This is a genomic window from Sphingomonas sp. PP-CC-1A-547 (assembly GCF_003610375.1).
In the GTDB taxonomy this organism is placed as follows: Bacteria; Pseudomonadota; Alphaproteobacteria; order Sphingomonadales; family Sphingomonadaceae; genus Sphingomonas.
This window is the reverse complement of sequence record NZ_RAPZ01000011.1, coordinates 162,580-188,721: the sequence shown is the minus strand read 5'-3', so window position 1 is coordinate 188,721 and position 26,142 is coordinate 162,580. Positions and strand designations below refer to the sequence as shown.

Sequence of the window (26,142 nt, the reverse complement as noted above, 5' to 3'; positions counted from 1 at the left end):
TTGTTCGCGCCACCCGCTCTGGGACGTACGCCAATATGGAGAGGGTATGCAGACCATTTTGGGAACGCAATCAATGACTACGCCTTATTCAGGGAACTGTAACATTCTGTCTTAAACGTTGTAAAATTGTCACCGCTCGGCCGGTTTGGACGCTTCGGTGTTTCGTGACGACAGCGGCGATAATGAACAGAGGCGGTGCCCGGCTTGGCACCATCACGCGCTTGTTGGAGGGTTGTCCGCCAGTTCGTCGAGGCAATGTGCCAGCAACGCCGCCATCAGATACCGTCGCTGCGCATCGGCAATTGCCAAGGCATGTTCGATGGCATCGCGCAGAATCCGCGTTTCTTCGGTATCGGAGCCCATACCCCCACGTTCGCCGCCGGAGCGATCGTGCGCAATGCGCTAGGTTATCACGGCGCTCGACAACCTGTGTTAGCCACGAAATCGCGCTATTTTTGCTAGCGCGTCGCAACCGCGATCTGTCATGTTAGCGTATGGCAATCGACACCGACTCGGCCCGCACCGCGGAAAACCTCCTCACGGTACGCGACATGCGCGGGGACATATTTCCCAGCGAGATCTTCGACGAACACGCGTGGAACATGCTTTTGCGGCTGTTCGTCGCCGAAGCCAGCGATGAGGCCATTACCGCACCCGACCTGATGGCGCTCACGAAGACGCCGCCAGCGGTGGGCCAGCGCTGGCTCGCCCATCTCGTCGCCGATGCGCAGATCGAGCCCTATTCGGACGGCAGCACGATAACGCTCACCCGTTCCGCGGTCGATCGCATGAACCTGTTCCTGCGACGCGCGGCCGGCGTCCACGAAAGCGATGGTCCCGCCTGACGCTTCAGCGCGCTCGTCCACTCGGCAACGCGAAGGCGGAATAACCGGCCCACGGCACTCCCGTGCCCTTCCCCGATGCGCTCCCCCTTGCTAAGGCCCCTCGGGTAACAGCATTTTTCGCTCGGTCCCCGACGCGCCCGCGTGGCCTATACGGCTGCTTTCCCCTCGGCGCCCGGCGGCCCGACGCCCACGGGAAGGACCCCTATGACTGCCATTGGCCAGGATACCCTCAAGACCCGCACCAGCCTCTCCACCGGCGGCAAGTCGTATGACTATTACAGCCTCGCCAAGGCGTCGGAACAGCTCGGCGACATCAGCCGCCTGCCGTTCTCGATGAAGGTGCTACTCGAGAACCTGCTGCGCTTCGAGGACGGCGTGACGGTCACGCGCGAGGATATCCAGGCGATCGTCGACTGGCAGAAGGAGCGTCGCAGCGACCGCGAGATCCAGTATCGCCCGGCGCGCGTGCTGATGCAGGACTTCACCGGCGTGCCCTGCGTGGTCGATCTCGCCGCGATGCGCGACGCGATGACCAAGCTCGGCGGCAACCCCGAGAAGATCAACCCGCAGGTTCCCGTCCACCTCGTCATCGATCACTCGGTGATGGTCGACGAGTTCGGCACGCCCCAGGCGTTCCACGACAACGTCGACCTCGAATATGAGCGCAACATCGAGCGCTACGAGTTCCTCAAGTGGGGCAGCAAGGCGCTCGACAATTTCCAGGTCGTCCCCCCCGGCACCGGCATCTGCCACCAGGTGAACCTCGAATATATCGGCCAGGCCGTCTGGTCGTCGGCGTCGTCGGGTGACCATGGCGACGGCACCATGATCGCGTATCCCGACACGCTCGTCGGCACCGACAGCCACACGACGATGATCAACGGTCTCGGCGTACTCGGCTGGGGCGTCGGCGGGATCGAGGCCGAGGCCGCGATGCTCGGCCAGCCCGTGTCGATGCTGATCCCCGAGGTCGTCGGCTTCAAGCTGCTCGGCAAGCTCAACGAGGGCATCACCGCCACCGATCTGGTGCTGACCGTCACGCAGATGCTGCGCGCCAAGGGCGTGGTCGGCCGCTTCGTCGAGTTCTTCGGCCCCGGCCTCTCGTCGATGACGCTCGCCGATCGCGCGACGATCGCCAACATGGCGCCAGAATACGGCGCGACCTGCGGCTTCTTCCCGATCGACGACAAGACGCTCGACTACATGCGCCTCACCGCGCGTTCGGATGAGAATGTCGAACTGGTCGAAGCCTATGCCAAGGCGAACGGCTTCTGGCGCGACGAGAACGCCGAGGACCCCGTCTTCACCGACACGCTCGAACTCGACATGGGCACCGTCGTCGCATCGCTCGCAGGCCCGAAGCGCCCGCAGGACCGCGTCAGCCTCAACAAGGTCGACGAGGTGTTCAACAGCGACCTCCACAAGCTGTACCACAAGGAGCAGCCCGCCCGCGTCGCGGTCGAAGGTCGCGAGCATGACATCGGCGACGGCGACGTCGTGATCGCCGCGATCACCAGCTGCACCAACACCTCGAACCCGTCGGTGCTGGTCGCTGCCGGTCTGGTGGCCCGCAAGGCCAACGCGCTCGGCCTGAAGTCGAAGCCGTGGGTGAAGACCTCGCTCGCCCCCGGTTCGCAGGTCGTCACCGACTATCTCGACAAGGCAGGCCTCACCGCGGACCTGAACGCGCTCGGCTTCAACCTCGTCGGATACGGCTGCACCACCTGCATCGGCAACTCCGGCCCGCTCGCGCCTGCGATCTCGGCTGCGATCAACGAGAACGACCTCGTCGCCGCGTCGGTCCTGTCGGGCAACCGCAACTTCGAAGGCCGCGTGTCGCCCGACGTTCGCGCCAACTTCCTTGCCTCGCCGCCGCTCGTCGTCGCCTATGCGATCAAGGGCACCGTCACGACCGACATGATCGAGACGCCGCTGGGTCAGGGGTCGGACGGCCAGGACGTGTATCTGCGCGATATCTGGCCGACCAACGAGGAAGTCCGCACGACGATGGACGCCAACATCGACGCCGGCATGTTCGGTGCGCGCTACGGCGACGTCTATGCGGGCGACGCCAAGTGGCGCGAGATCGACGTCACGGGCTCGGACACCTACGCATGGCGCGCAGGGTCGACCTATGTCGCCAACCCGCCCTATTTCGAGGGCCTCAGCATGACGCCGTCGCCGGTGCAGGACATCATCGACGCCAAGCCGCTCGCGATCCTCGGCGATTCGATCACCACCGATCACATCTCGCCGGCCGGTTCGATCAAGGCCGACAGCCCCGCTGGTCGCTTCCTGCAGGAGCACCAGGTCAGCAAGGCGGACTTCAACAGCTATGGCGCACGCCGCGGCAACCATGACGTGATGATGCGCGGCACCTTCGCCAACATCCGCATCAAGAACGAGATGGTCCCCGGCATCGAGGGCGGCATGTCGAAGTACGACGGCGAAGTCATGGCGATCTACGACGCCGCCATGCGCTTCAAGCAGGACGGCACGCCGCTCGTGATCGTCGCGGGCAAGGAATACGGCACCGGCTCATCGCGCGACTGGGCGGCGAAGGGCACCAACCTGCTCGGCGTCCGTGCGGTCATCACCGAGAGCTTCGAGCGCATCCACCGCTCGAACCTGGTCGGCATGGGCGTGCTGCCGTTGCAGTTCGCCGAGGGCACCGATCGCAAGACGCTCGGCCTCGACGGGTCTGAAACGTTCACGATCCTCGACGTCGCGAGCATCCGCCCGCGCCAGGACGTCACGGTCAAGATGACCCGCGCCGACGGCAGCAGCGAGACGTTCCAGACCAAGTGCCGGATCGATACCGTCAACGAGCTGGAATATTTCCTCAACGGCGGCATCCTCCACTACGTCCTGCGCAAGCTGGCCGCGTAAGACTGCGCCCTATTGATCCTCCCCCGCAAGGGGGAGGTGGCGCCGTAGGTGACGGAGGGGGAGGACATCGGAACAGAGGTTCCCCTTACCTCCCCCCTCCCTCAGGCAACCGCCTGCCACCTCCCCCAAGCGGGGGAGGGTCGATAGACTTCCAAAATCTCAAGCTATTGCCGCGCGGCTTTCGCCGCGATTCCCCGCACTCCCAATCGAAAAAGGCGGGGCGATCGCAAGGATCGCCCCGTAGTTCAGGGAAAAGACCGGGACAGGGGAGACCCGGTCAAATCGCCGTCCACAGGGGGAGAGGGAGCGGCGACGCACTCCCCTTCGCCCCGATATGTTGCAGGGATATGTCGAACGCGGCGAATGACGAACTTTTCACGAACCGCCGGTCAACCTTGTTCTCCCGCGAAAGCGGGAGCCCAGGGTTCCAAGCGCCATCGCTAGCGCCCCCTGCCCTCACCCTCGCCGCCTTCGCCGTCTCCCCCTCTCCCATCGGGAGAGGGAAGGGGCCCGCCGGCTCTTGCCGGTGGGAAAGGTGAGGGCAAGGCCAAGCTTCAGCCCCTAGAAAGCGCCCGCCCCGCCACAGCATCCAGCTTCGCCACCAGCGCGGGATCGCGAGCCTCCCGCGCCGTAATGATCGCGCTATCAAGGCACGTATCGATCGGCGAAGCCTCCCGCTCCGCCGGCAACGCGCGCAGCAACGCCATCACCATCGCCCGAGCCTTCGCCGCATTCGCACCAAGCTGCGCCACGACCTGCGCGACATCGACGCCCACCTCGTCCTCGCGCCAGCAATCGTAATCCGTCACCATCCCGACCAGCGCGTACGGAAGCTCCGCCTCCCGCGCGAGCTTCGCCTCAGGCATCGCGGTCATCCCGATGACGTCGCAGCCCCATTGGCGGTAAAGCCGGCTTTCCGCCCGCGTCGAGAATTGCGGGCCTTCCATCGCGAAATACGTGCCCACGTCGTCGACCTGCGCGCCCGCCTCCCGCGCGGCGTCGGCGGCATAACGCGACAGGCGCGGGCAGACCGGGTCGGCCATCGAGACGTGCGCGACGAGGCCGGTGCCGAAAAAGCTCGACGGCCGCCCTTTGGTACGATCGATGAACTGGTCGACCACGGTGAAACTGCCCGGCGGCCGCTGCTCGACCAGCGAGCCGACCGACGACACCGCCAACACGTCCGTTACGCCCAGCCGCTTCAACGCATCGATGTTCGCCCGCGCGTTCAGCTCCGACGGCGAGATCCGGTGCCCCCGCCCATGCCGCGGCAGGAACGCCACGCCGACATGCCCGACCCGCCCGGTATAGATCGCATCCGACGGCTCGCCACAAGGCGTCTCCATCGTCTGCCAGCGCCCGTCCTCGATCCCATCGACCGCGTACAGCCCCGACCCGCCGATGATCCCGATCGTCCAACCACTCATTCGGCGAGCGCTCTCGGCCGCGCGTAAACGAAGTAGATCACCAACCCGAGCAGGTTCCATAGTCCGAAATATAGCTGCGTCTTCGAAGGCAGGCTAAAGAACAGATACAGGCACCCAAGGATACCGATCGTCCCAACCAGCGTTGCCGCAGGCGCCCGGAAAGTCCGCAAGGCGTCAGGCGCACGGCGACGCATCACCAGCATGCACGCACAGACCGCGACGAACGCCGCGAGCGTTCCCGCATTGGCCAGCGCGGCGATCTCGGCCAGCGGCAACAGCCCCGCAATCACGGCGACGATCGCAGCAGTGATCCACGTGATCCGCACAGGCGCGCCACGGCGCGACACCTTGGCGAGGCTCAACGGCAGCAGTCCGTCGCGCGCCATCGTGAAAAAGATGCGGCTCTGCCCGAACAGGAACGCGAGCAGCACCGTCGGCAAGGCGATCACGGCGGAGGCGCCGAGGAAGGTCGCGAACCCGGGTCGGCCAATCTCGCGCAGGATCAGCGCGAGCGGCTCGGCGCTGCCGGCGAACTTGGTGTACGACAGCGCGCCGACCGCGGCGACCGCGACGAGGATGTAGATCGCGATGCACGCCACCATCGACCCGACGATGCCGATCGCCAGATCACGGCCGGGGTTCTTCGTCTCCTCCGCCGCCGTGGAGATCGCGTCGAAGCCGTAGAACGCGAAGAAGATAATCGCGGCAGCGGCCATCACGCCGCGCTCGGCGCCGTCGGGCTGGACGGCCTTGGGGAAGCCGTAGGGCATGAACGGGTGGAGGTTGGCGCTGTTGAAATAATGCAGCGCGATGAACACGAACACGGCCAGCGCGATCATCTTCACGCCGACCAGCACCGCGTTCAACGTCGCACTCTCGCGCGTACCGAACGACAGCACGCCCGCCACGACCGCGATGATGAAAATCGCCGGAACGTTGAGAATACCGCCAAGCTCAGGGCTGAGCGTCAGCGCCTCGGGGAAGCCGAACGCGCCGCGCAGCAACGGCGCGGCATAGCCCGACCAGCCGACCGCGACGGTCGACACTACGAGGGAATATTCGAGGATCAGCGACCAGCCGATCACCCAGGCGATCAGCTCGCCGAGCACGACATAGCTGTAGGTGTACGCGCTGCCCGAGGCGGGGATCATCGTCGCCATCTCGGCATAGGCGAGCGCGGCGCAGGCACAGATCCCGCCGGCGATGATGAAGGACAGGATGACGGCCGGCCCCGCGAGCCCCGCGCCGACGCCGATCAGCGTGAGGATACCGGTGCCGACGATCCCACCGACGCCCATCGCCACCAGATGCGGCCACGACAAGGTCCGCGCGAGCTGATGCTCGGGCGGCTGCTCGGTGACGATTTTTCGGCGAAACAGACTGGCCACGTATATCCCCTCTTGTTGCGCGGGGAGTGGCACAGGACGAGACCAGGGGGCAAGGCCAGCAGCCCAACCACCTACCTCGGCAAATCTGCTCCCCGGCGGAGGCCGGGGTCCAGTTGGCAAGGTGATTGTGACGATGTGCAGCGCTATGTCCACAGCGTCTCCCAACTGGGCCCCGGCCTTCGCCGGGGTGGTAGAGGGGCTCGCGGCAACAGAACGGCAGTCCGCTATTCCTTGTTCTCCCGCGAAGGCGGGAGCCCAGCCTGTGTCCCCGCCTCCGCGGGGACACAAACTAGCTAACGCTGGAACTCAAACGGTGAAGCTTTCCCCGCACCCGCAAGCGCCCTTGGCGTTAGGATTCTGGAACACGAACCCCGCGGTGAAATCGTCCTCCACCCAGTCCATCGTCGACCCGATCAGGTACAAAATCGAGCCGCCATCTACGAACAGCGTGCCCCCGGGCGTATCGATCCGCTCATCGAAAGGCTTGGCCTCGGTGACGTAATCCACCGAATAGGCCAGCCCCGAACACCCACGCTTAGGCGTCGACAGCTTCACCCCGATCGCATCCTCCGGAGCCCGGGCCATCAGGTCGGCGATCCGCGCATGCGCCGTCTCCGTGAGGTTCAGCGCCGCCGGCCGTGCTCGCAATGTCGTCGCCATCACCAATTCCTTCTGCTCCCCTCCCGCCTGCGGGAGGGGTCGGGGGAGGGCTTGAACAGCAGCGTTCCGCTCTCCCCTCCCCTAACCCCTCCCGCAAGCGGGAGGGGAATGATTACAGCATGCCGAGCTCTAGCTTAGCCTCGTCCGACATCTTCTGCGGATCCCAGGGCGGATCCCAGACCAGGTTCACTTCCGCAAACCCGACCCCCGGCACCGACCCGACGCGCATCTCGACCTCCGCCGGCATCGACTCCGCGACCGGACAGTTCGGCGTCGTCAGCGTCATCGCCACCACCGCATGCCCGTCCTCGGTCACCTCGACGCCGTAGATCAGCCCCAGATCATAGATGTTCACCGGGATTTCGGGATCATAGATCTCCTTCAGCGCATCGATGATCGCATCGTACACCGCGCCACCGGGCTCGCCGGGCGAATCCACCTGCGGCTTCTGCGCGAGGAAGCCCGCGAGATAATCGCGCTTGCGCTCCGCGTCGGAGTCCGTCTCCATCACGACGCGCGCCTTGGGTGGCGATGCGACGGCATCCACTTCCTCGATCTCGAACCGATCGCTCATTTGAAGATCCTCGTTACTCGCTCGATACCGCGCACCAGCGCCTCGACGTCCGCCGGCCCGTTATACACGCCGAAGCTCGCGCGTGCCGTCGCCTCGACGCCCAGCGCCTCCATCAGCGGCTGTGCGCAGTGATGGCCGGCACGGATCGCGACGCGCTCCTCGTCTAATATGGTGCCGATGTCGTGCGGATGAACCCCCTCGATCGTGAAGCTCACGATCCCCGCCGAGTCCGCCGGACCATAGAGGCGCACCGAATTTATCCGCGACAGCGCATCACGCGTCGCCGTTACCAGCGCCGTCTCATGCGCGTGAATCGCATCGAGCCCGATGCTCTCGACATAGTCTATCGCCGCATGCAGCCCGAGCGCACCGACGATATGCGGCGTCCCCGCTTCGAACCGCCCCGGCGGCGGCGCGTAGGTGGTCTTGGCGAACGACACCTTGTCGATCATCGATCCGCCACCCTGGTACGGCGGCATCGCATCGAGCAATTCCGGCTTCGCCCACAGCACGCCGATCCCGGTCGGACCGTAGAGCTTGTGCCCGGAGAACACGTAGAAATCGCAGCCGATCGCCTTCACGTCGACCGTAATCCGCGGCACCGACTGGCAGCCGTCGAGCAGGATCTTCGCCCCGACCGAATGCGCGATCTCGGTCGCGCGCTTGGCGTCGAGCACCGAGCCGAGCACGTTCGAGACATGCCCGAGCGCGACCAGCTTGTGCGCCGGCGTGATCATCCGCTCCATCGCGTCGAGATCGATGCGGTGGTCGGACGTGAGCGGCAACACGTCGATCGCGACGCCGAGGCGCTCGGCGATCATCTGCCACGGCACGATGTTGGAATGATGCTCGAGCAGGGAAAGCAGGATGCGGTCGCCCGCCTTCAACTGCGTCCCCGCCCAGCACTGCGCGACGAGATTGATCGCCTCGGTCGCGCCGCGCACAAACACGATCTCGTCGGCCGAACCCGCGCCTATGAACCGCGCGACGGCCTTACGTGCCGCTTCGTAGGCGACCGTCATGTCGGCCGAGCGCTGGTACACGCCGCGGTGCACGGTGGCGTAGGTCTCGCCGTAAGCGCGCGTGATCGCATCGACCACCACCTGCGGCTTCTGCGCAGTCGCAGCGGTATCGAGATACGCCCAGCCCTCCGGGATCGCCGGGAAATCCGACAGGCGATCCAAGGGACGAATGTCGGCGATCACGCTCACAACGCCCGCTCCAGCCACGCGTCCGCATCCGCCACGAAAGCCTCGCGCACCATCTCGTCCGCGATCTGGACGAACGCATCGCCGACGAACGCGCGCGTAAGCAGCGCCTGCGCCTTGGCATGAGGGATCCCGCGGCTCTGCATGTAGAACAGCGCGCGCTGGTCGAGTTCGCCGACCGTGGCGCCATGCGCGCACTTCACGTCGTCCGCGAAGATCTCCAGCTCGGGCTTCAGATTCACCGTCGCGGTGCGCTGCAACAGCAACCCGCGCAACGACTGCACCCCGTCGGTCTTCTGCGCATCGCGCGCGACCTCGACCCGCGCCGCGAGGCTGGCCGTCGACTTGTCCGCCGCGACCGCACGCCAGATCTGCTTGCTCTGCCCGTTCAGCGCGGCATGCCGCACCGACACCGCGCATTCCTGCCGCTGGTCGTTCCGCGTCAGCAACGCGCCGCCATATTCGGCAAACGCATCGTCACCCGTCACCGTGATCGCCCCATCGATCCGCGTCCCGGCATCGCCCGCGCCGAGCACCGTGACGATCAGGCTCGCCTCGGCACCGATCTCGACCTCGTCGCGCAACGACACGAAGCCATCGGCCTGAAGCAACCGCACCGCTCGCGTCAGCTTGGCACCCATGCCAAGCATCATCCGCGTCGACCGGTTCGACCAGCCGGCCCCGACATAGGTCTCGACGACCGAAGCGCTCGCGCCATCGGCCAGCACGATCTCTGCCGGAAGCTGGTTCTCACCACCGGTCGCGATGTGGACGATCTGGAGAAGCTCAACGCCGGTGTTCGCCTCGACTTGTATCGACCAACCGCTACCCGTGGTGCGACGACCAAGCGCATGCTCGCCACCATCGATCGCCGTCATCGTGACATGGCGCAGATCGCTCCGACCCTGATCCAGCACGCCGTCGACGAACAGAGCCCGCGCACCCGGCAGGTCCATAAACCACGCATCGGCGTCCAGCGCGGCGCCGCGCGGCAGTCCGGCCGCCGCCGCAATCGCCGCCGGATCACCCCAGCGCCACGATTCCGCGCGCGTCGAGGGGAGGTCGAGCAGCATCGTCACGCGGCGATCCCCACATAGCCTTCGCTCTCGAGCTGCTTGGCCAACTCCTTGCCGCCCGAGCGGACGATCTTGCCGTCCGCCAGCACATGCACGAAGTCCGGCTCCACGTAATCGAGCAACCGCTGATAGTGCGTAATCAGCAGCACAGCCTTGTCGGGCGCGCGCATGATGCGGTTGATGCCGTCGCCGACGACGCGCAGCGCATCGATGTCGAGCCCCGAATCGGTCTCGTCGAGGATCGCGAACTTCGGGTTGACGATGCCCATTTGGACCATCTCGTTGCGCTTCTTCTCGCCGCCCGAAAAGCCGACGTTCACCGGCCGCTTGAGCATGTCGTAATCCATGCCGAGCAGATCCGCCTGCCCACGCGCGAGCTTGAGGAACTCGCCGCCGGACAGCGGCTTCTCGTCCCGCGTCGCGCGCTGGGCGTTGAGTGCTTCGCGGAGGAACTGAACGTTCGACACGCCGGGGATCTCGACCGGATACTGGAAGCCGAGGAACACGCCCGCCGCGGCGCGCTCATGCGCCTCCAGCTCGAGCAGGTCGACGCCGTCGAACGTCACCGAGCCCGCAGTGACCTCGTAGCCGGGCCGCCCGCCGAGCACGTAGCCCAGCGTCGACTTGCCCGCCCCGTTCGGCCCCATGATCGCGTGCACCTCGCCCGCGTTCACTTCGAGCGACAAGCCCTTGAGGATTTCCTTGCCGTCGATCTCGGCGTGGAGGTTTTCAATTTTCAGCATCGAATGTAGCCCAATTCCAAATCTCTAAAATGCGCGGCGCCGACTGCCCCAACCCCATCCCGTCATTCCTGCGAAGGTGGGAATGACGGGAGCAAAGGGTCACCCCACGGAGCCTTCCAGCGAAATCCCCAGCAGCTTCTGCGCTTCCACCGCGAACTCCATCGGCAGTTGCTGCAGCACCTCGCGCGCAAAGCCGTTGACGATCAGCGCCACCGCCGCCTCCTGGTCCAGCCCACGCGACATCGCGTAGAACAGCTGGTCCTCGGAGATCTTCGACGTCGTCGCCTCGTGCTCGATCTGCGCGGACGGGTTGCGGACCTCGATATACGGCACGGTATGCGCGCCGCACTGGTCGCCGAGTAGCAGGCTGTCGCACTGTGTGAAGTTCCGCACGCCCTCCGCAGTGGGCGCGACGCGCACCAGCCCGCGGTACGTGTTGTCCGAACGCCCCGCCGAAATCCCCTTCGACACGATCGTCGAGCGCGTGTTCTTACCGAGGTGGATCATCTTCGTGCCGGTATCGGCCTGTTGGCGATTGTTCGTCACCGCGACCGAATAGAACTCGCCGACCGAGCCATCGCCAAGCAGCACGCACGAGGGGTATTTCCACGTGATCGCGCTGCCGGTCTCGACCTGGGTCCAGCTGACCTTCGAGTTCTTGCCCTGGCAGAGCGCACGCTTGGTGACGAAATTGTAGATCCCGCCGACACCGTTCTCGTCGCCCGGATACCAGTTCTGCACGGTCGAGTATTTGATCTCGGCATCGTCGAGCACGACCAGTTCGACCACCGCGGCATGCAGCTGGTTCTCGTCGCGCATTGGCGCGGTGCAGCCCTCGAGATACGAGACGTACGACCCCTTGTCCGCGACGATCAGCGTTCGTTCGAACTGCCCGGTATTCTCCGCGTTGATGCGGAAGTACGTCGACAGCTCCATCGGGCAGCGCACGCCCTCCGGGATGTAGACGAACGTGCCGTCGGAGAAGACCGCCGAGTTCAGCGTCGCGAAATAGTTATCGCGCTGCGGCACGACCTTACCGAGCCACTTGCGGACGAGCTCGGGATACTCCTTGATCGCCTCGGAGATCGAGCGGAAGATCACGCCCGCGGCCTCCAGCTCCTTGCGGAACGTGGTCGCGACCGAGACGCTGTCGAACACCGCATCCACCGCGACGCGACGCTTGGGCGTGCCGTCCTCGTTCAGCGGATCCTCGACCACGCCCGCCAGCATCTTCTGCTCGCCGATCGGAATGCCGAGCTTCTCGTAGACGCGCAGGATTTCCGGATCGACCTCGTCGAGCGACCCGAGCTTCGGCTTCGCCTTGGGCTCCGCGTAATAATACGCGTCCTGGTAATCGATCGGCGGCACGTTGAGCTTCGACCAGTCGGGCGCCTCCATCGTCTGCCACAACGCGAACGCCTTCAGCCGCCAATCGAGCATCCACTGCGGCTCGCCCTTCTTGGCGGAAATGAAGCGCACCGTGTCTTCCGACAGACCCTTCGGCGCGAATTCCTGTTCGATGTCCGAGGAGAAACCCCACTCGTACGTCTTGTTCGCGGCGGCGTAAGCCTCAGCGTTCCGGGTAGCCATTATCTGTCCTCGGCCGCAAAGCGGCTCTCTAAAATCTCCGCGTCTCCGCGTCTCCGCGTGAACAAAACTGATTCACGCGGAGACGCGGAGACGCGGAGGAAAAGGTGAAGCGCTGCGCGCGATGTGTTCTTCATGCGGGCACCTGTAAAACCGGGGTTTGCGAAAGGCTGGCGAGCGACACGCCGGCGAGCGCACCGCGGACCGCGCCGTTGACGGCGTTCCAGTGCGGCTTGACCTTGCACGTCTGCTCGACGCAGCAATCCTGCGATGCACCATCGACACACGACGTCAGTGCGATCGGGCCTTCGACCGCCTCGATGATGTCGGCGAGCGAGATCATCGCGGGCGGTCGCGACAGGCGAAACCCGCCGCCGGTGCCGCGCGTGCTCTCGATCAGCCCCGCGGCGGACAGCCGGCTCACCAGCTTCTGCACCGTCGGCAGCGGCACGCCGGTCTCCTCGCTAAGCAGCGTCGCGTTCAGCCGCGCGATACGGCCGCAATGACGCGCCGCGGCGCTCATCATCACGACCGCATAGTCGGCTAGGCTGGAAAGACGCATGGTGGCTTCGAAAGTCCAATCGGACCGATATGATCCGATTGGTCAAATGGGCTTTGTGCAGTGCATCGTCAACCCGGCGGGCGGTGCTAACGACTCGCAACTGAGCGCTGGTTTTGTGTGTCGTGGATGTCCCGAAAGCTTGACTCCCCCCTCCCTGGAAGGGAGGGGACGGGGGTGGGTCGGCTGCTGACGTCAGGGAGCACCAGCCAACGGACCAACCCACCCCCAGCCCCTCCCTTCCAGGCAGGGGAGCAAGAATGACCCTTCCCGACAGGTGGAAGGAGCAAGGACGACGCGCATGGCCTTCTACCACCCGGTCCTCTTCCGTCTGGACGCCGAGCGCGCGCATACCCTCACCATCGCTGCGCTCGGCGCATGGGGGAAGGCCGGCGCGCCGCTCGCCCCCAGCGTGCCGCGGCTCACGACGACGGTGGCGGGGATCGCCTTCCCCAACCCGGTCGGCCTCGCGGCAGGCGTCGACAAGGACGGGCGGGCGATCGACGGCTTCTTCGGGCTGGGCTTCGGCAGCGTCGAGATCGGTACGCTCACACCACTCGCGCAGCCCGGCAACCCCAAACCCCGCATCTTCCGCCTCCCCGAAGACCGCTCGATCATCAACCGCCTAGGCTTCAACAACGGCGGCCTCGATGGCGCGCTTCCCCGGGCACAGAGCGCGCAGCGGAACGGCGTTCTCGGCATCAACGTAGGCGCGAACAAGGACGCCACCGATCGCACCGCCGACTACGTCCACGGCGTCACCCGAGCCGCCCCCCACGCCGACTACATCACCATAAACATCAGCTCCCCCAACACCCCCGGCCTCCGCGATCTCCAGCACGGTGCAGCCCTGCGCGATCTCCTAGCCGCATGCACCGCCGCTAAGGGCACGACGCCGATCTTCCTGAAGGTCGCCCCCGACCTCGAGCCCGCCGACATAGACGACATCGCCCGCGCCGCACTCGACAACCGGATCGACGCGCTGATCGTCAACAACACGACGATCTCCCGCCCCGGCCTGCGCTCGGCCAATGCCCAGGAAACCGGCGGCCTCTCCGGCGCGCCGCTCGTCCCGCTAGCCCGCGAACGCCTGTCGGATTTCCGCAAGGCGACCGGCGCAGCGATCCCGCTGATCTCGGTCGGCGGCGTAGACAGCGGCGCCGAAGCCTATGCCCGCCTCCGCGCCGGCGCGAGCCTCGTCCAGCTCTACACCGCGCTGGTGTACGAAGGCCCCGGCCTCCCCGCCCGAATCCTCCGCGAGCTGGACGCGCTGCTCACCCGAGATGGCTTTACGTCTGTCGGCGACGCGGTGGGTGTCGACGCGCGCTAAGTCGCTTCCGTCATCCCGGCTCCTCCCGTCATCCCAGCGAACGCTGGGATCCAGAGCCACAGATGTCGCCCTGAGTGGCTCTGGATCCTGGGTCGAGCCCAGGATGACGGGAAGTTCGAGGTGAATGCTTGCCTCGTATCCGAACCGCGCTACGCTCGCGCTCGATGAAGACCTCTCTCCTAGCGCTCGCCCTCCTCGTTCCCACAGCCACCGTAGAGGCGCGCCAACCCGCCCCAGCCAAAGACCAAGGCATGGTCAGCGCCGCAGACCCGCGCGCAGCCGCGGCCGGCGTCGAGATCCTCCGCGCCGGCGGCAGCGCCACCGACGCCGCCATCGCCACCATGCTCGCCCTCAACGTCGTCGAACCGCAAAGCTCGGGCATCGGCGGCGGCAGCTTCTGGATCTCCCACGCGGCCGGCGGCGCCCTCAGCACGATCGACGCGCGCGAAGAGGCACCCGCCGCCGCCGACGCGCGCTGGTTCTACGCCCCCGACGGCACGCCGCTGAGCCACAGCGACGCGGTCCCCGGTGGTCGCAGCGTCGGCATCCCCGGCGCACTCCGCGGCATGGCGCTCGCGCACCGCGCCTCGGGCAAGCTCCCCTGGGCGCAACTGTTCGCCCCCGCGATCCGGCTCGCGACGAACGGCTTCCAGGCCTCCCCCCGCCTCGTCAACGGCATGAAGGCATACGGCGACCACATCACGCCCGAGACGCGCAAACTCTTCTCCGCCCCCGACGGCTCGCCGGTCGCGATCGGCGCGGTCATCAAGAACCCCGCCCAGGCCGCGCTCCTCCAGCGCATCGCCACCCAGGGCCCCGACAGCTTCTACGTCGGCCCCGAAGCGCAGAAGATCGTCACCGCGGTCAACACCGCCGCGCGGAATCCGTCGAAGATGACGCTCGGCGATCTCGCCAGCTACGACGCCAAATCGCGCCCGCCGGTCTGCGTCAAATACCGCGTCTACCGCGTCTGCGGGATGGGCCCGCCCTCGTCCGGCGGAATCACCGTGCTGATGATCCTGAAGCAGCTCGAACGCTTCGACATGGGCAAGCTCGGCAAGGACAGCGCGCAAGCCTGGCACCTGTTCGCCGAGTCCTCGCGCCTCGCCTATGCCGACCGCGACCTCTACGTCGGCGATCCCGATTTCGTCCGCGTGCCGGTGCAGGGCATGCTCGACACCAAGTATCTCGCGTCGCGCTCCGCACTGATCTCCCCTACGAAGACGATGGCGACCGTCACCGCCGGCACGCCCCCCGGCGCCCCCGCACGCACCCGCGCACCGGTCAGCGAAGTCCCCGGCACCACCGACATCGCGACGGTCGACGCCCGCGGCAACGTCGTCGAGGTCACCACCACGGTAGAGGGCTATTTCGGCTCCGGCATCACCGTCGACGGTACGGTCCTCAACAACCAGCTCACCGACTTCGACATTGTCCCCGTCAAGAACGGCGCCCTCGTCGCCAACCGCGTCGAGGGTGGCAAGCGCCCCCGCAGCTCGATGAGCCCGACAATCGTCTACGGCCCCGACGGGACGGTGCGCCTCGCGGTCGGCGCGGCGGGCGGCTCGACGATCATAGCGCAGGTAGCCAAGGCGATAATCGGCGTGGTGGATTGGAAATTGTCGGCACAGGACTCGATCGCGCTCGGACTGCTCTACGCCCCCGGCCACGTCGCCGCTGCCGAAAAGGGCACGGAGCGCGAAGCGATGGTCCCCGCGTTGCAGGCGCTAGGCGAGACCGTCCAGGTCGCAGCGCTAGGCCTGAAGGCAAACGCGATCGAGCGCGTCGGCGGCAAGTGGGTCGGCGCCGCAGACCCCCGCAGCGAGGGCGTCGCGATCGCGGAGGACGGTACCGTCACCAAGATCCAGCGCGTCGGCGCCCTCCAGCGCGCACCGGAGTAAACCGCCCGCCCCTTCCTTGTTCTCCTGCGAAGGCGGGAGCCCAGTCTGGGTCCCCGCCTTCGCGGGGAAACAAGGTTGGAGCGTGACACGCCAAAGGGCTATACCACCCCAAAGATCGAGCACCCCCGCCAAGGCAAGCTCGCAGCGCAGTTCAGGAGAGACAATGGCCCGCCAGCTCGAACGCTTCCCGAACCTCGTCACGATGTTCTTCACGCGCGCCGCCGAGAAAGGCGACGCCCCGTTCCTCTGGACCAAGACGAGCGGCACATGGGTCGCTACCAGCTGGGCGGACGCCGCGCGTCAGGTCGCCAGCCTATCCACCGCCCTCACCGCGATAGGCCTAAAGCGCGGCGACCGCGTCATGCTGGTCGCCGAGAACCGCCCCGAATGGTGCCTCAGCGACCTCGCGATCATGGCCGCCGGCTGCATCACGGTGCCGACCTACGTCACCAACACCGAGCGCGATCACCTCCACATCATCGAGAATGCCGGTGCCTGCGCGATCATCGTCTCGACCGCCAAGCTGGCCAAGACTTTGCTCCCTGCAGTCATCCGTTCGAACCAGGCGCAGACCGTGATCGGGTTCGAGGACATGAAGGTCCCTGCCGGGATCGACTTCCACAACTGGCACGCGTTGATCGCCGCGCACCAGACCGCGCCCGAGACCGCCGCCGCCCGCGCCGACTTCACGCGCGACGAGCTCGCGTGCATCATCTACACCTCGGGCACCGGTGGCGCCCCGCGTGGCGTGATGCAGCACCACGGCGCGATCCTCCACAATTGCGCCGGCTGCGCGTCGGTCATCTCGGAGGATTTCGGCTGGGACGACGAGGTCTTCCTGTCGTTCCTGCCCTTGAGCCACGCCTACGAACACACCGGCGGCCAGCATTTCCCGATCTCGCTAGGCGGCCAGATCTACTACGCCGAGGGCCTCGAAAAGCTCGCCGCGAACATCGAGGAAACGCGCCCGACGATCATGTTCGTCGTCCCCCGCCTGTTCGAAGTCCTTCGCACGCGCATCTCGAAGGCCATCGAGAAGCAGGGAGGCGCGTCGGCCTACCTCCTGCGCCAGGCGCTCGACATCGGCGGCAAACGCTATGCTGGCCGCCTCCGCCTGATCGACCGCCCGATGCAGGCTGCCGTCGCCACGCTCTTCAAGCCGAAGATCTCGAAGAAGTTCGGCGGCCGGCTGAAGGCGATGATCTCCGGCGGCGCGCCGCTCAACCCCGAGGTCGGCCTGTTCTTCGAGGCGCTCGGCCTCACCTTCCTGCAAGGCTATGGCCAGACCGAGGCCGCCCCCGTCATTTCGTGCAACCGCCCCAAGGCCGGCGTCCGGATGGACTCGGTCGGCCCGGCGCTCAACGACACCGAGGTCCGCATCGCCGAGGACGGCGAGATCCTGGTCCGCGGCGAACTCGTCATGCACGGCTATTGGCGCAACGACGCCGAGACCGCCAAGGTGCTTAAGGACGGCTGGCTCCACACCGGCGACATCGGCGAGATCGACGACCGCGGCCGGATCCGCATCACCGACCGCAAGAAAGACCTGATCATCAACGACAAGGGCGAAAACGTCGCCCCGCAAAAGGTCGAGGGGATGCTCACGCTCCAGCCCGAGATCGCGCAGGCGATGATCGCCGGCGACAAGCGCCCCTACATGGTCGCGCTGATCGTGCCCGATCCCGAGTGGACGCAGGAATGGTGCGCGGGCAACGGCGACGCGTGCAGCTTCGCGCGGCTGGCGGAGAACAGCGAGTTCAGGACGGCGATCGGGCATGCGGTCGAACGGGTGAACAAAGACCTGACCGTAACGGAGCGCGTACGGCGGTTCGTGCTCGCGGATGGGCCGTTCACGATCGAGAACGAGCAACTGACACCCAGCCTAAAGATCCGCCGCCACGTCCTGAAACAGGCTTACGGCGAGAGGCTGGACACGCTCTATAAATAACCCTCTCCCCTCCGGGGAGAGGGAGGGGCCCGCACGCCTTGCGTGTGGGAGGGTGAGGGGAATGAGGCTCGGAACGCTCGCCCCAACGCCCCTCGCCCTTCCGTCGCCAAGTGGCTCCTCCCTCCCTCTTCCCGGCGGGGAGAGGGACTAGGGTCATGTCCTTGGTCGAATATCGGCAACGGCAGGTAAAATCCCCTCTCCCTTCAGGGGAGAGGGAGGGGCCCGCGCGCCCTTGCGCGTGGGAGGGTGAGGGCACGCTTGCCAAACCACGTGCCCTCACCCTCCCGTCGCCAAGCGGCTCCTCCTTCCCTCTCCCCCTAAGGGAGAGGGTCGAAGATCACTTCTTCGCGGGCGCCGCAGTCGGCACCACGGCCATCGTCCAGTCCTTCTCCGGCCGCAGATACTTCGCAGCCGTCGCCTGCAACTCCACCGGCGTGGTCGCCACCAGATCGCTCGCGATCCGCTGCGTCGCCGCGATCCGCCGCGGATCGAACGTCGCGCCGCCGAGCTGCTGCAACCAGAACTGGTTCCCGGTCGACGCGCGCAGGATATACTGCCCCATCGGCTTCTTGATCCGGTCCAGCTCGTCCGCCGCGATCGGCGTCGACACCAGTTCCGCCGCGATCTGGCGCGCGATCTGGAAGAAGAACGCCACCTTGTCCGGCGCCACCTGCCCGATCGCGACCATCCGGCCGCCGGTGTTCATGCCCACCGGCCACTGGCTCGACACGTTCGGGCTGTAGCTCGCGCCCGCCGCCTGCCGGAGCCGCTCGAACAGCCGATCGCTGAACACCTGCGCCAGCACGTCAAGACGCCGCGCCTCGACGATGTTGTCGATCCCGCCACCGGTCGGCCAGGCGATCACCGCCGCCGCCTGGTTCTCGGGGCCGGTATGCGCGCGCATAACCGGCGTCGCGTTGTGCGCAGGAAAGCCGACCGGCGCGCCAACCGTCGACACCGCCGTCCGCGGCTTCATCGCCCCGAACGACTTCGCCACCGCGGCGATCGCATCCTCGGTCTTCACATCGCCGAAGATCGAGACCTCGATCGGCCCGGTCTTCAGGATCGGCTCCCAGAACGCGCGGAAGTCCTTCGCATTCAGCGCCTCGACGGTCGGCTTCGACGGCGTCCCCCAACGCGGATCACCCGCCCGCAGCAGACCTTCCAGGTCGCGCGACAACACACCGTCCGGCGACGAGTCATACCCGGCAAACCCCGCCAGCGCCGCCACACGAGCACGCGCCACCGGTGCCGGATCCCACGCCGGGAACGCGAGTTTCGCCGCCATCAACCGCAACTGATCCGAATAATCCGCCGGCGACGTGATCGCGCTCAGCGTGAACGCATCGTCGTCGATCCCGAAGTCGAGCCCGATCCGCCGACCCGCGGTGAGCTGGTCAAGATCGCCCTGGTCGAGCTTGCCGATACCACCCGCGACCAGCGCGAGATCACCCGCCCAGGCCGGCGTAGGCCGGTTCGACGGGATCGCGGTATAGCCGCCGCCGAACCGCACGCGCACATACACGCGCCCGGTCTCGCCCGCGTTCGGGAACAGCAGCACGCGCGTGCCATTGGCGAAGTTCACCTGCTCCATGTCGAACGCGGCGATCTTCTCTCGGCTCGCGACGACACCCGGCTTGCCGAGCGACGGCAGCTTCGAGAAATCGACCGCAGCCTGCGCACGCCGCTTGCCGGCGAGACCCGAAACGTCCGCCTTCAAAGCGGTCGCCAGCTTGTTCGCAGCCCCCGCATCGGGCGTTTGCGTATTCACGAGAGCGCGCGTCGTACCTTCGAAAATAGCCTTGCTCGACGCGAGTAGCGTGGCAGGCGTGAACATGCCCTTCGCCTTGGCGTCCTGCAATATCTTGTACGACGTCTCGGGCCCGGCCACGGTCTCGCGAATATCGAGCGCGCCGACCATGTCGTCCGCCTGCTTCGACCCCGCCTCGACCTTCGCCGTCTCGACGCTGGTCCGCATGATCGTGTCGAAATCGGCATATTCGCGGTCGACTTCGGCCTGGCTCGGCGCGTTGGTCTGCGCGTCGGCGATTACCGCGCGGACGTCCTTCAACGCCGCTTCCCAGTCGGTCCCGATCGGCACGATATTGACGCTCGTCAGGTTCGCCGAGCGCGACACGTCGTCGATCGACACGCCTGCCTGCAGGAAGCTCCCGCCCGCGCGCGCCCGCGTCTCGAGGCGCCGACTGATCAGCCGGGTGGCCAGCACGTCGACCAGCCGCTTCTGGTTCATGATCGCAGTGTCGTCCTTATACTCCCAGGGCCGCACCACGCCGAGTGTCACCACCGCCGGAATCGCCGGCTCGGCGATCGTCGCGGAGACCGGCGCCTTCGGATCGGGCTTGCCGAAATCGGGCGCAGGCACGACCGGGCCGACGCCCTTCCAGTCCGCGAAGTTCTTGACGATCAACCGCCCGAACAACGCCGGATCCATGTCGCCCGAGATGATGACGACGGTGTTCTCGGGCCGATACCAGCGATCGTGGAACGCCTTCACCGTGGCACCGGTCGCCGCCTCCAGCGTCTTGATGTTGCCGATCGGCGAACGATCCGCGAGCGGCTGCGCGGCGAAGAACGTCGCGCGGATCGCATCGCCGAACCGCACCTGCGGCCCCGGCTGCTCGCGCTGTTCCGCCAGTACGACCGGCCGCTCGGCGGTGACGGAAGCGTCGGTGATGACCGGCTTCTCCATCATCCCCGACATGATCTTCAGGCTCTCGTCGAGGCCAGACTCGGTCGCGGACGGAAGATCGAGCTTGAACGTGGTCGAGGTCGGCGTCGTCTGCGCGTTGGTATCAGACCCGAAGGTCGCCCCGAACCGCTGCCACACGCGCTTGGCCTCACCGTCCGGCACGTATTCCGAGCCGCGGAACGACAGATGCTCGATGAAATGCGCGAAACCCCGCTCGCTGTCGGTCTCGTTCAGCGACCCCGCATCGATCCGCACGCGCACCGACACCTGGCCCGGTGGCACGCCGTTCTTGCGCACCGCAAAGCGCATGCCGTTGGGCAATGTGCCGAACTTCCACTCCGGATCCCGCGTGAGATCGCTGCCCTTGTAGAGCCACGCGGTCGTATCGATCCCCGGCAGCTCGGGAAGCGTCGGCGCTTCCTTTGCAGGGGTGGATACGGCCTGCTGCGTCGCCATCTGGCCGCTCGCCGGAATGGCGAGGCCGAGGATGACGGGGATGAGGACGGGAGCGCGGTACAAGCGCGAAAAGGACACCATGGCTCACCTGTAGCGGTCGCGGGCGTCACTCGCCAGTGCCCTGCCTCCGCACCGGGCGCGCGGTGCCATCATTTCGTCCAACACTGCCGGTATATCGTGTCCGAACAACGGGATCGGCGCCGCCGCGCGCCTGGATACTAGGGTAGAAATGACGGTCGAAGCCGAACTGGGGCACGAACTGAGCCACGATCTGGGGCAGTGTTCATTGTGGCGGGATTCGGGCGAACCGGCAGTACGCCGCAGCACCCGCGTGCCCGATCTCAACGTCATATCCGGCGCGCCCAAACCCGGTGCGCCGATGGTCGCCGAGGCCAACCGCCCGCTGATCATCCGCGTCGGCAAGCACTTGCGCGGCGTGTTCGACCGGATGATCGCGTCGTCCTCGCTGGTCGCCAACGATCCGGTACTCGACGTCCGCGACTTCACCTGGACCGCAGGCCTGCGCGAGAACTGGGCCGCGATCCGCGACGAGGCGGTCCGCGTCGCGTTGCAAGGCGAAGCGTCGCCCAGCCTCGCGACGATCTCGCCCGATCACCGCTCGATCGCCGAGGTCGACAAGTGGCGCTCGTTCTTCCTCTACGGCTACGGCTATCCGATCGAGGAGAGCCTAGCACGCTGCCCGCACACGGCAGCGGCGGTTGCGCGCATTCCCGGCCTCAACAGCGCGTTCTTCTCGATCCTCGCGCCGGGCACGCACATTCCCGAGCACCGCGGCGTGACCAAGGGCCTCATCACTTGCCACCTCGGCCTGATCGTCCCGCGCGACGGCGACGTCCGCATGCGCGTCCACGACCGCGTGGTACGTTGGGCGGAAGGCGAGACGCTCGTGTTCGACGACACCTACCAGCACGAGGTCTGGAACGACACGACCGGCACCCGCGTCGTGTTGCTGATCCAGTTCGAACGCCCCCTGCGCAACCCCGGCAAGTGGATCGCCGACCTGTTCCTCGGCGTCGTCCGCCGCTCCGCCTTCGTCCAGGACGCGGTCCGCAACATCGGCAGCTGGAACGCCGCGGTGAAGCAGCTCGACGTCTGAGCGATCCCGCGTGAGAGGTTGCACCGATCCGGACCGATCTCCGGACGTCGTTGTGGTCGTCTACTGATACGCTCAGGCCAGCAGTGGGAGAGGGCGCCGTGGACAGTGATCGTGCGAGACCGAGATACATCCTGACGATCGATGGCGGCGGGACGCGCGGGCTGATCCCCGCACTGATCCTCGCCGAGCTGGAGCGTCGGATCGGCCGGCCGCTGCACGACTGTTTCGATCTGATCGCCGGTACGTCGACCGGTGGAATCATCGCCGCCGGCCTCACCGCACCCAGCGAGGCGGATCCGAAACGGGCCGCCTGCACGGCAAGCGACCTCGTCGATCTCTACCGCAACGAGAGCAAGCGGATCTTCCCGCACGTCTTCGGCATCCCCCTTCGCATACCGGGCTGGCCCTATAGCGCCCGGCCGCTGGAACGGATCCTGGCGGCGCGGATCGGCACGCGCGTGACGACGCGCGATGCGCTGACGAATATCGTCATTCCGGCGTATGACCTGCTGGCGCGCAAGGCGGTGTTCATGGCCGGCGGCCCCGATTATAACCGCAAGCTCGGCATCCCCGAGCGGGTTTTCCCGCTGCATATCGCGGCGCGCGCGACATCAGCCGCTCCGACGTTCTTTAAGCCGGCCGCGATCGACGATCCCACCAAATTGGAACCGGATCTGCTGATGGTCGATGGCGGCGTGTTCGCCAATGATCCGACGATCGCGGCGATCATCGAGGGGCGCAAGCTTGGCTGGCATCTCGGCGACATCGAGATCCTGTCGCTGGGTACGGGCCGGTCCGATCGACCCTATCCCTCCGCGCGGAACTGGTCGTCCCTGGGCTGGGTGAACCCGTTCCGGGGCGTGCCGATCTTCTCGATCCTGATGCAGGCCAGTTCCAGTACGATCTCCTATCAGGCCCGGCGGCTGGACATCGCCGCATATGACCGCGCCGATTTCGCGTTGCCCTCTGGTGATGGCGGACTGGACAATTCGAGTGCCGCGTATCTCGCCGCTCTCACCACGCTGGCCGAGGACTGGATCGTCGCCAACGATGCCGTGCTCACCCGCTGGGCCGACAAGCTACGGACCAAGCAGTCAGGTCCACCGCTGCCGCTCGCAGCGTAAGCCCCCTGACGCAATTTACGTGGGTCGCGTCGCCGGACAGCCAGGGCGCAGTACCGGCGCGAACGAGTTAGCCGGAATGCCCTCACCCCCCGAAAGAAACCGTTTCCCGTTCCGCGCTTGATCCCCCGCCCCCTTCGGGCCACATGCCTCTCATGCTCATCGAAACGGAATCCACTCCCAACCCGTCGACGCTGAAGTTCCTGCCGGGACGCACCGTCATGGAAGCCGGCACGCGCGACTTCGCCACCCCCGAGGAAGCCGAGGTGAGTTCGCTCGCCGATGCGATCTTCGGTCTCGGCGACGTCACCGGCGTGTTCTTCGGCCGCGATTTCGTCTCGGTCACCGCCGCGCCAGGCACTGCCTGGTCGGACCTGAAGCCAGACGTGCTGGCGATCCTGCTCGATCACTTCTCCGCCGCGATGCCGCTGTTCAAGCCCGCGCGCGCCGGCTTCTCGGTGCCGTCGGACGAACCGGCTCTGTCCGACGATCCCGCCGATGCCGACATCGTCGCGCAGATCCGCGAACTGATCGACACGCGCGTGCGGCCCGCGGTCGCCAACGACGGCGGCGACATCGTCTATCGCGGCTTCGACAAGGGCAAGGTGTTCCTCCAGCTCCAGGGCGCCTGCGCCGGTTGCCCGTCGTCGAGCGCCACGCTCAAGAACGGCATCGAGCAGCTGCTGAAATACTACGTCCCCGAAGTCACCGAAGTGAGAGCCGTCTGATGCGTCAGAAACTCGACGACACCGTCCTCGACGCCGTCTTCCGCGATGCCCGCAGCTATAACGGCTACACCAACCAGCCGGTCGCCGAGTCCGAGCTGCACGCGATCTGGGACCTGATGAAGTGGGGCCCGACGTCGGCCAACCAGCTCCCCGCGCGCCTGATCTGGGTCACCAGCGACGAGGCCAAGCAGAAGCTCGCCGATGCGTGCAGCGCGCAGAACCAGCCGAAGATCCTCAACGCCCCCGTGTCGGTAATCATCGGCATGGACACCAATTTCCACGAGCACCTGCCCGAGCTGTTCCCGCACGCCGATGCGAAGTCGTGGTTCGACGGCAATGCCGAACTGCGCGAGGCGTCCGCGTTCCGCAACTCGACGTTGCAGGGTGCGTATTTCATCATCGCCGCGCGGATGCTCGGGCTCGATACCGGGCCGATGTCGGGCTTCGACGCGGGCAAGGTCGATGCGGCGTTCTTCCACGACACGCCCGCGGTGCGGACCAACTTCATCTCGACGCTCGGCCACGGCGATCCCGCGACGATCTACGCCCGCTCGCCCCGCCCCGACTTCGCAAAGTTCAACAGCATCGCTTGATAAATAGCCCTCTCCCCCTCGGGGAGAGGGTTGGGTGAGGGGCTGTTCCAGGCGACGCACTGCTTGGCTGCCCCTCACCCTAGCCCTCTCCCCGAGGGGGAGAGGGAATAAGACGTGCGCACTTTAGTCATCGAAACATCCACCACCGCCTGCTCCGTCGCCCTGATCGAAGACGGCGCCGTCATCGCTCGCGCGCACGAAGTCGTCGGCCGAGGCCACGCCGAGCGCCTCATTCCGATGATCGCCGAGCTCCCCAACGGTGGCCGAGCCGACCGCATCATAGTCGATTGCGGCCCCGGCAGCTTCACCGGCGTCCGCGTCGGGATCGCCGCCGCCCGCGGCCTGGCGCTCGGCTGGGGCGCGGAAATCGCCGGTTTTTCCTCGCTTCCGCTCATCGCCGCCGCCGGTTTCGCCGACCGCTTAACCGACGATATTGCGGTGATCATGGAAGGCGGGCATGGCGAAGTCTTCATGCAGGCTTTCTCCGCCGATCTGTCGCCGCGATCCGACATGGTATCGCTGAAGCCCGAGGCCGCGCTCGCCGCGCTGGCAGGACGGCGCGCAGTCGGCAACGGCATCCGCTGGCTCGCCGCACTCGACGACGGCTTGGACCTCACCGAAGCACTCCCCGACGCAGCCTCCGCGATCCTGCTGCCCGCGGCGCTGACCGCGCTCGCGCCAAGCCCGATCTACGGCCGCGCGCCCGACGCCAAGCCGTCGGTCCCGAAATAATGGCCACGCGCCAGGCCGCCACGCGCATTGTCAAGCTCCGCACCGGCGACGCGCGCGATCTCGCGATCGTCGACGCGCTGATGACCGACGCGTTCGACCCACGCTACGGCGAGGCGTGGACGCGCAGCCAGTGCCTCGGCGTGCTCGCACTGACCGGCGTCCACCTCACCATCGCCTTCGTCGATGACTTCCCCGCCGGGTTCACGATGACGCGGTCGGTCGCCGACGAAGCCGAACTGCTGCTGATCGCGGTCGCGCCCGACTATCGCCGTCGTGGCGTCGGCACCGCGCTGATCCGTGCGGCGATTGCCGATTGCTCGGTCGGTAGCATCGCCAAGCTCCACCTCGAGGTCCGCGCCGGCAACGACGCGGTCAAGATGTACGATGCGCACGGCTTCACCAAGGTCGGCGAACGCCGCGCCTACTACCGCGGCAAGACCGGCGTCGCGTATGACGCACATACATACTCTAAAGATATCAACAGCTAAGGCTTATTGCGAGTCACTATCCCTTTTCGCAACAGCGCGGAGGCCCTACATGGCACTCAACG

22 protein-coding genes are annotated in these 26,142 nt (G+C 66.4%); 11 read left to right on the top strand and 11 right to left on the bottom strand.

Annotated elements, in window-relative coordinates; all coding sequences use genetic code 11:
- Positions 1–213: 213 nt before the first annotated feature.
- Positions 214–363, bottom strand: a complete 150-nt coding sequence (locus tag C8J39_RS18705) for a hypothetical protein (protein ID WP_183037950.1) — start codon at positions 361–363, stop codon at positions 214–216.
- A 131-nt stretch (positions 364–494) separates the two neighbouring features.
- On the opposite strand from C8J39_RS18705, the gene C8J39_RS07115 reads away from it, so the two are divergent.
- Together C8J39_RS07115 and acnA are read left to right on the top strand one after the other, a co-directional pair.
- The gene (locus tag C8J39_RS07115) at positions 495–845 is read left to right on the top strand and encodes a hypothetical protein (protein WP_120299895.1); all 351 of its coding nucleotides are present in this window, start codon (positions 495–497) and stop codon (positions 843–845) included.
- Between the two features lie 204 nt (positions 846–1,049).
- Positions 1,050–3,734: an aconitate hydratase AcnA gene (gene acnA / locus C8J39_RS07110; RefSeq protein ID WP_056051495.1), complete on the top strand. Its 2,685-nt coding sequence runs from the start codon at positions 1,050–1,052 to the stop codon at positions 3,732–3,734.
- Positions 3,735–4,288: 554 nt separating this feature from the next.
- Here the strand turns inward: acnA and mtnP are convergent.
- From mtnP to C8J39_RS07060, 9 genes are all read right to left on the bottom strand, one after another.
- Complete coding sequence (gene mtnP / locus C8J39_RS07100; protein WP_120299893.1) at positions 4,289–5,161, bottom strand: S-methyl-5'-thioadenosine phosphorylase; 873 nt, start codon at positions 5,159–5,161, stop codon at positions 4,289–4,291.
- The gene (locus C8J39_RS07095; protein ID WP_120299892.1) at positions 5,158–6,549 is read right to left on the bottom strand and encodes an amino acid permease; all 1,392 of its coding nucleotides are present in this window, start codon (positions 6,547–6,549) and stop codon (positions 5,158–5,160) included. The genes mtnP and C8J39_RS07095 overlap by 4 nt, the downstream gene beginning before the upstream one ends.
- A 306-nt stretch (positions 6,550–6,855) precedes the next feature.
- Positions 6,856–7,209, bottom strand: coding sequence for an iron-sulfur cluster assembly accessory protein (locus tag C8J39_RS07090; RefSeq protein WP_060523833.1), 354 nt, complete (start codon positions 7,207–7,209; stop codon positions 6,856–6,858).
- Between the two features lie 112 nt (positions 7,210–7,321).
- A complete protein-coding gene (locus C8J39_RS07085) occupies positions 7,322–7,783 on the bottom strand; it encodes an SUF system Fe-S cluster assembly protein (RefSeq protein ID WP_056057670.1) in 462 nt (153 codons plus the stop codon).
- Entirely contained in the window at positions 7,780–8,994 is a 1,215-nt protein-coding gene (locus C8J39_RS07080; protein ID WP_120299891.1) for a cysteine desulfurase, read from the bottom strand. Before C8J39_RS07080 ends, C8J39_RS07085 begins: the two co-directional genes overlap by 4 nt.
- On the bottom strand, positions 8,991–10,064 hold the full coding sequence (locus C8J39_RS07075; protein ID WP_120299890.1) for a SufD family Fe-S cluster assembly protein: 1,074 nt from the start codon (positions 10,062–10,064) through the stop codon (positions 8,991–8,993). The genes C8J39_RS07080 and C8J39_RS07075 overlap by 4 nt, the downstream gene beginning before the upstream one ends.
- A 2-nt stretch (positions 10,065–10,066) precedes the next feature.
- Entirely contained in the window at positions 10,067–10,810 is a 744-nt protein-coding gene (gene sufC, locus C8J39_RS07070) for a Fe-S cluster assembly ATPase SufC (protein ID WP_120299889.1), read from the bottom strand.
- Positions 10,811–10,909: 99 nt separating this feature from the next.
- Complete coding sequence (gene sufB, locus C8J39_RS07065; RefSeq protein ID WP_060523826.1) at positions 10,910–12,400, bottom strand: Fe-S cluster assembly protein SufB; 1,491 nt, start codon at positions 12,398–12,400, stop codon at positions 10,910–10,912.
- A gap of 130 nt (positions 12,401–12,530) precedes the next feature.
- Entirely contained in the window at positions 12,531–12,959 is a 429-nt protein-coding gene (locus tag C8J39_RS07060; RefSeq protein ID WP_120299888.1) for an SUF system Fe-S cluster assembly regulator, read from the bottom strand.
- Between the two features lie 298 nt (positions 12,960–13,257).
- Between C8J39_RS07060 and C8J39_RS07055 the strand changes: the two genes are divergently transcribed.
- The 3 genes from C8J39_RS07055 (at position 13,258) to C8J39_RS07045 (ending at position 18,135) form a co-directional block, all read left to right on the top strand.
- Positions 13,258–14,286 carry a quinone-dependent dihydroorotate dehydrogenase gene (locus C8J39_RS07055; RefSeq protein ID WP_120299887.1) on the top strand — a complete coding sequence of 343 codons (1,029 nt, stop codon included), beginning with the start codon at positions 13,258–13,260 and terminating at the stop codon, positions 14,284–14,286.
- Between the two features lie 164 nt (positions 14,287–14,450).
- Positions 14,451–16,187 carry a gamma-glutamyltransferase gene (gene ggt, locus C8J39_RS07050; protein ID WP_183037949.1) on the top strand — a complete coding sequence of 579 codons (1,737 nt, stop codon included), beginning with the start codon at positions 14,451–14,453 and terminating at the stop codon, positions 16,185–16,187.
- A 163-nt stretch (positions 16,188–16,350) separates the two neighbouring features.
- Positions 16,351–18,135: a long-chain fatty acid--CoA ligase gene (locus tag C8J39_RS07045; protein WP_120299885.1), complete on the top strand. Its 1,785-nt coding sequence runs from the start codon at positions 16,351–16,353 to the stop codon at positions 18,133–18,135.
- Between the two features lie 337 nt (positions 18,136–18,472).
- Here the strand turns inward: C8J39_RS07045 and C8J39_RS07040 are convergent, their stop codons facing one another.
- Positions 18,473–21,382, bottom strand: a complete 2,910-nt coding sequence (locus C8J39_RS07040; protein ID WP_120299884.1) for a pitrilysin family protein — start codon at positions 21,380–21,382, stop codon at positions 18,473–18,475.
- Between the two features lie 298 nt (positions 21,383–21,680).
- On the opposite strand from C8J39_RS07040, the gene C8J39_RS07035 reads away from it, so the two are divergent.
- The 6 genes from C8J39_RS07035 (at position 21,681) to C8J39_RS07010 (ending at position 26,080) form a co-directional block, all read left to right on the top strand.
- Positions 21,681–22,418, top strand: coding sequence for an aspartyl/asparaginyl beta-hydroxylase domain-containing protein (locus C8J39_RS07035; protein ID WP_120300447.1), 738 nt, complete (start codon positions 21,681–21,683; stop codon positions 22,416–22,418).
- 98 nt (positions 22,419–22,516) lie between these two features.
- Positions 22,517–23,542 (top strand): patatin-like phospholipase family protein, encoded by a 1,026-nt coding sequence (locus C8J39_RS07030; protein ID WP_165895156.1) that lies wholly within the window; start codon positions 22,517–22,519, stop codon positions 23,540–23,542.
- A gap of 152 nt (positions 23,543–23,694) precedes the next feature.
- Positions 23,695–24,267: a NifU family protein gene (locus C8J39_RS07025; protein ID WP_093398839.1), complete on the top strand. Its 573-nt coding sequence runs from the start codon at positions 23,695–23,697 to the stop codon at positions 24,265–24,267.
- Positions 24,267–24,860, top strand: coding sequence for a malonic semialdehyde reductase (locus C8J39_RS07020; RefSeq protein WP_120299882.1), 594 nt, complete (start codon positions 24,267–24,269; stop codon positions 24,858–24,860). Before C8J39_RS07025 ends, C8J39_RS07020 begins: the two co-directional genes overlap by 1 nt.
- A gap of 114 nt (positions 24,861–24,974) precedes the next feature.
- Positions 24,975–25,592, top strand: coding sequence for a tRNA (adenosine(37)-N6)-threonylcarbamoyltransferase complex dimerization subunit type 1 TsaB (tsaB, locus tag C8J39_RS07015; protein ID WP_120299881.1), 618 nt, complete (start codon positions 24,975–24,977; stop codon positions 25,590–25,592).
- A complete protein-coding gene (locus C8J39_RS07010; RefSeq protein ID WP_120299880.1) occupies positions 25,592–26,080 on the top strand; it encodes a GNAT family N-acetyltransferase in 489 nt (162 codons plus the stop codon). Before tsaB ends, C8J39_RS07010 begins: the two co-directional genes overlap by 1 nt.
- Positions 26,081–26,142: the final 62 nt, after the last annotated feature.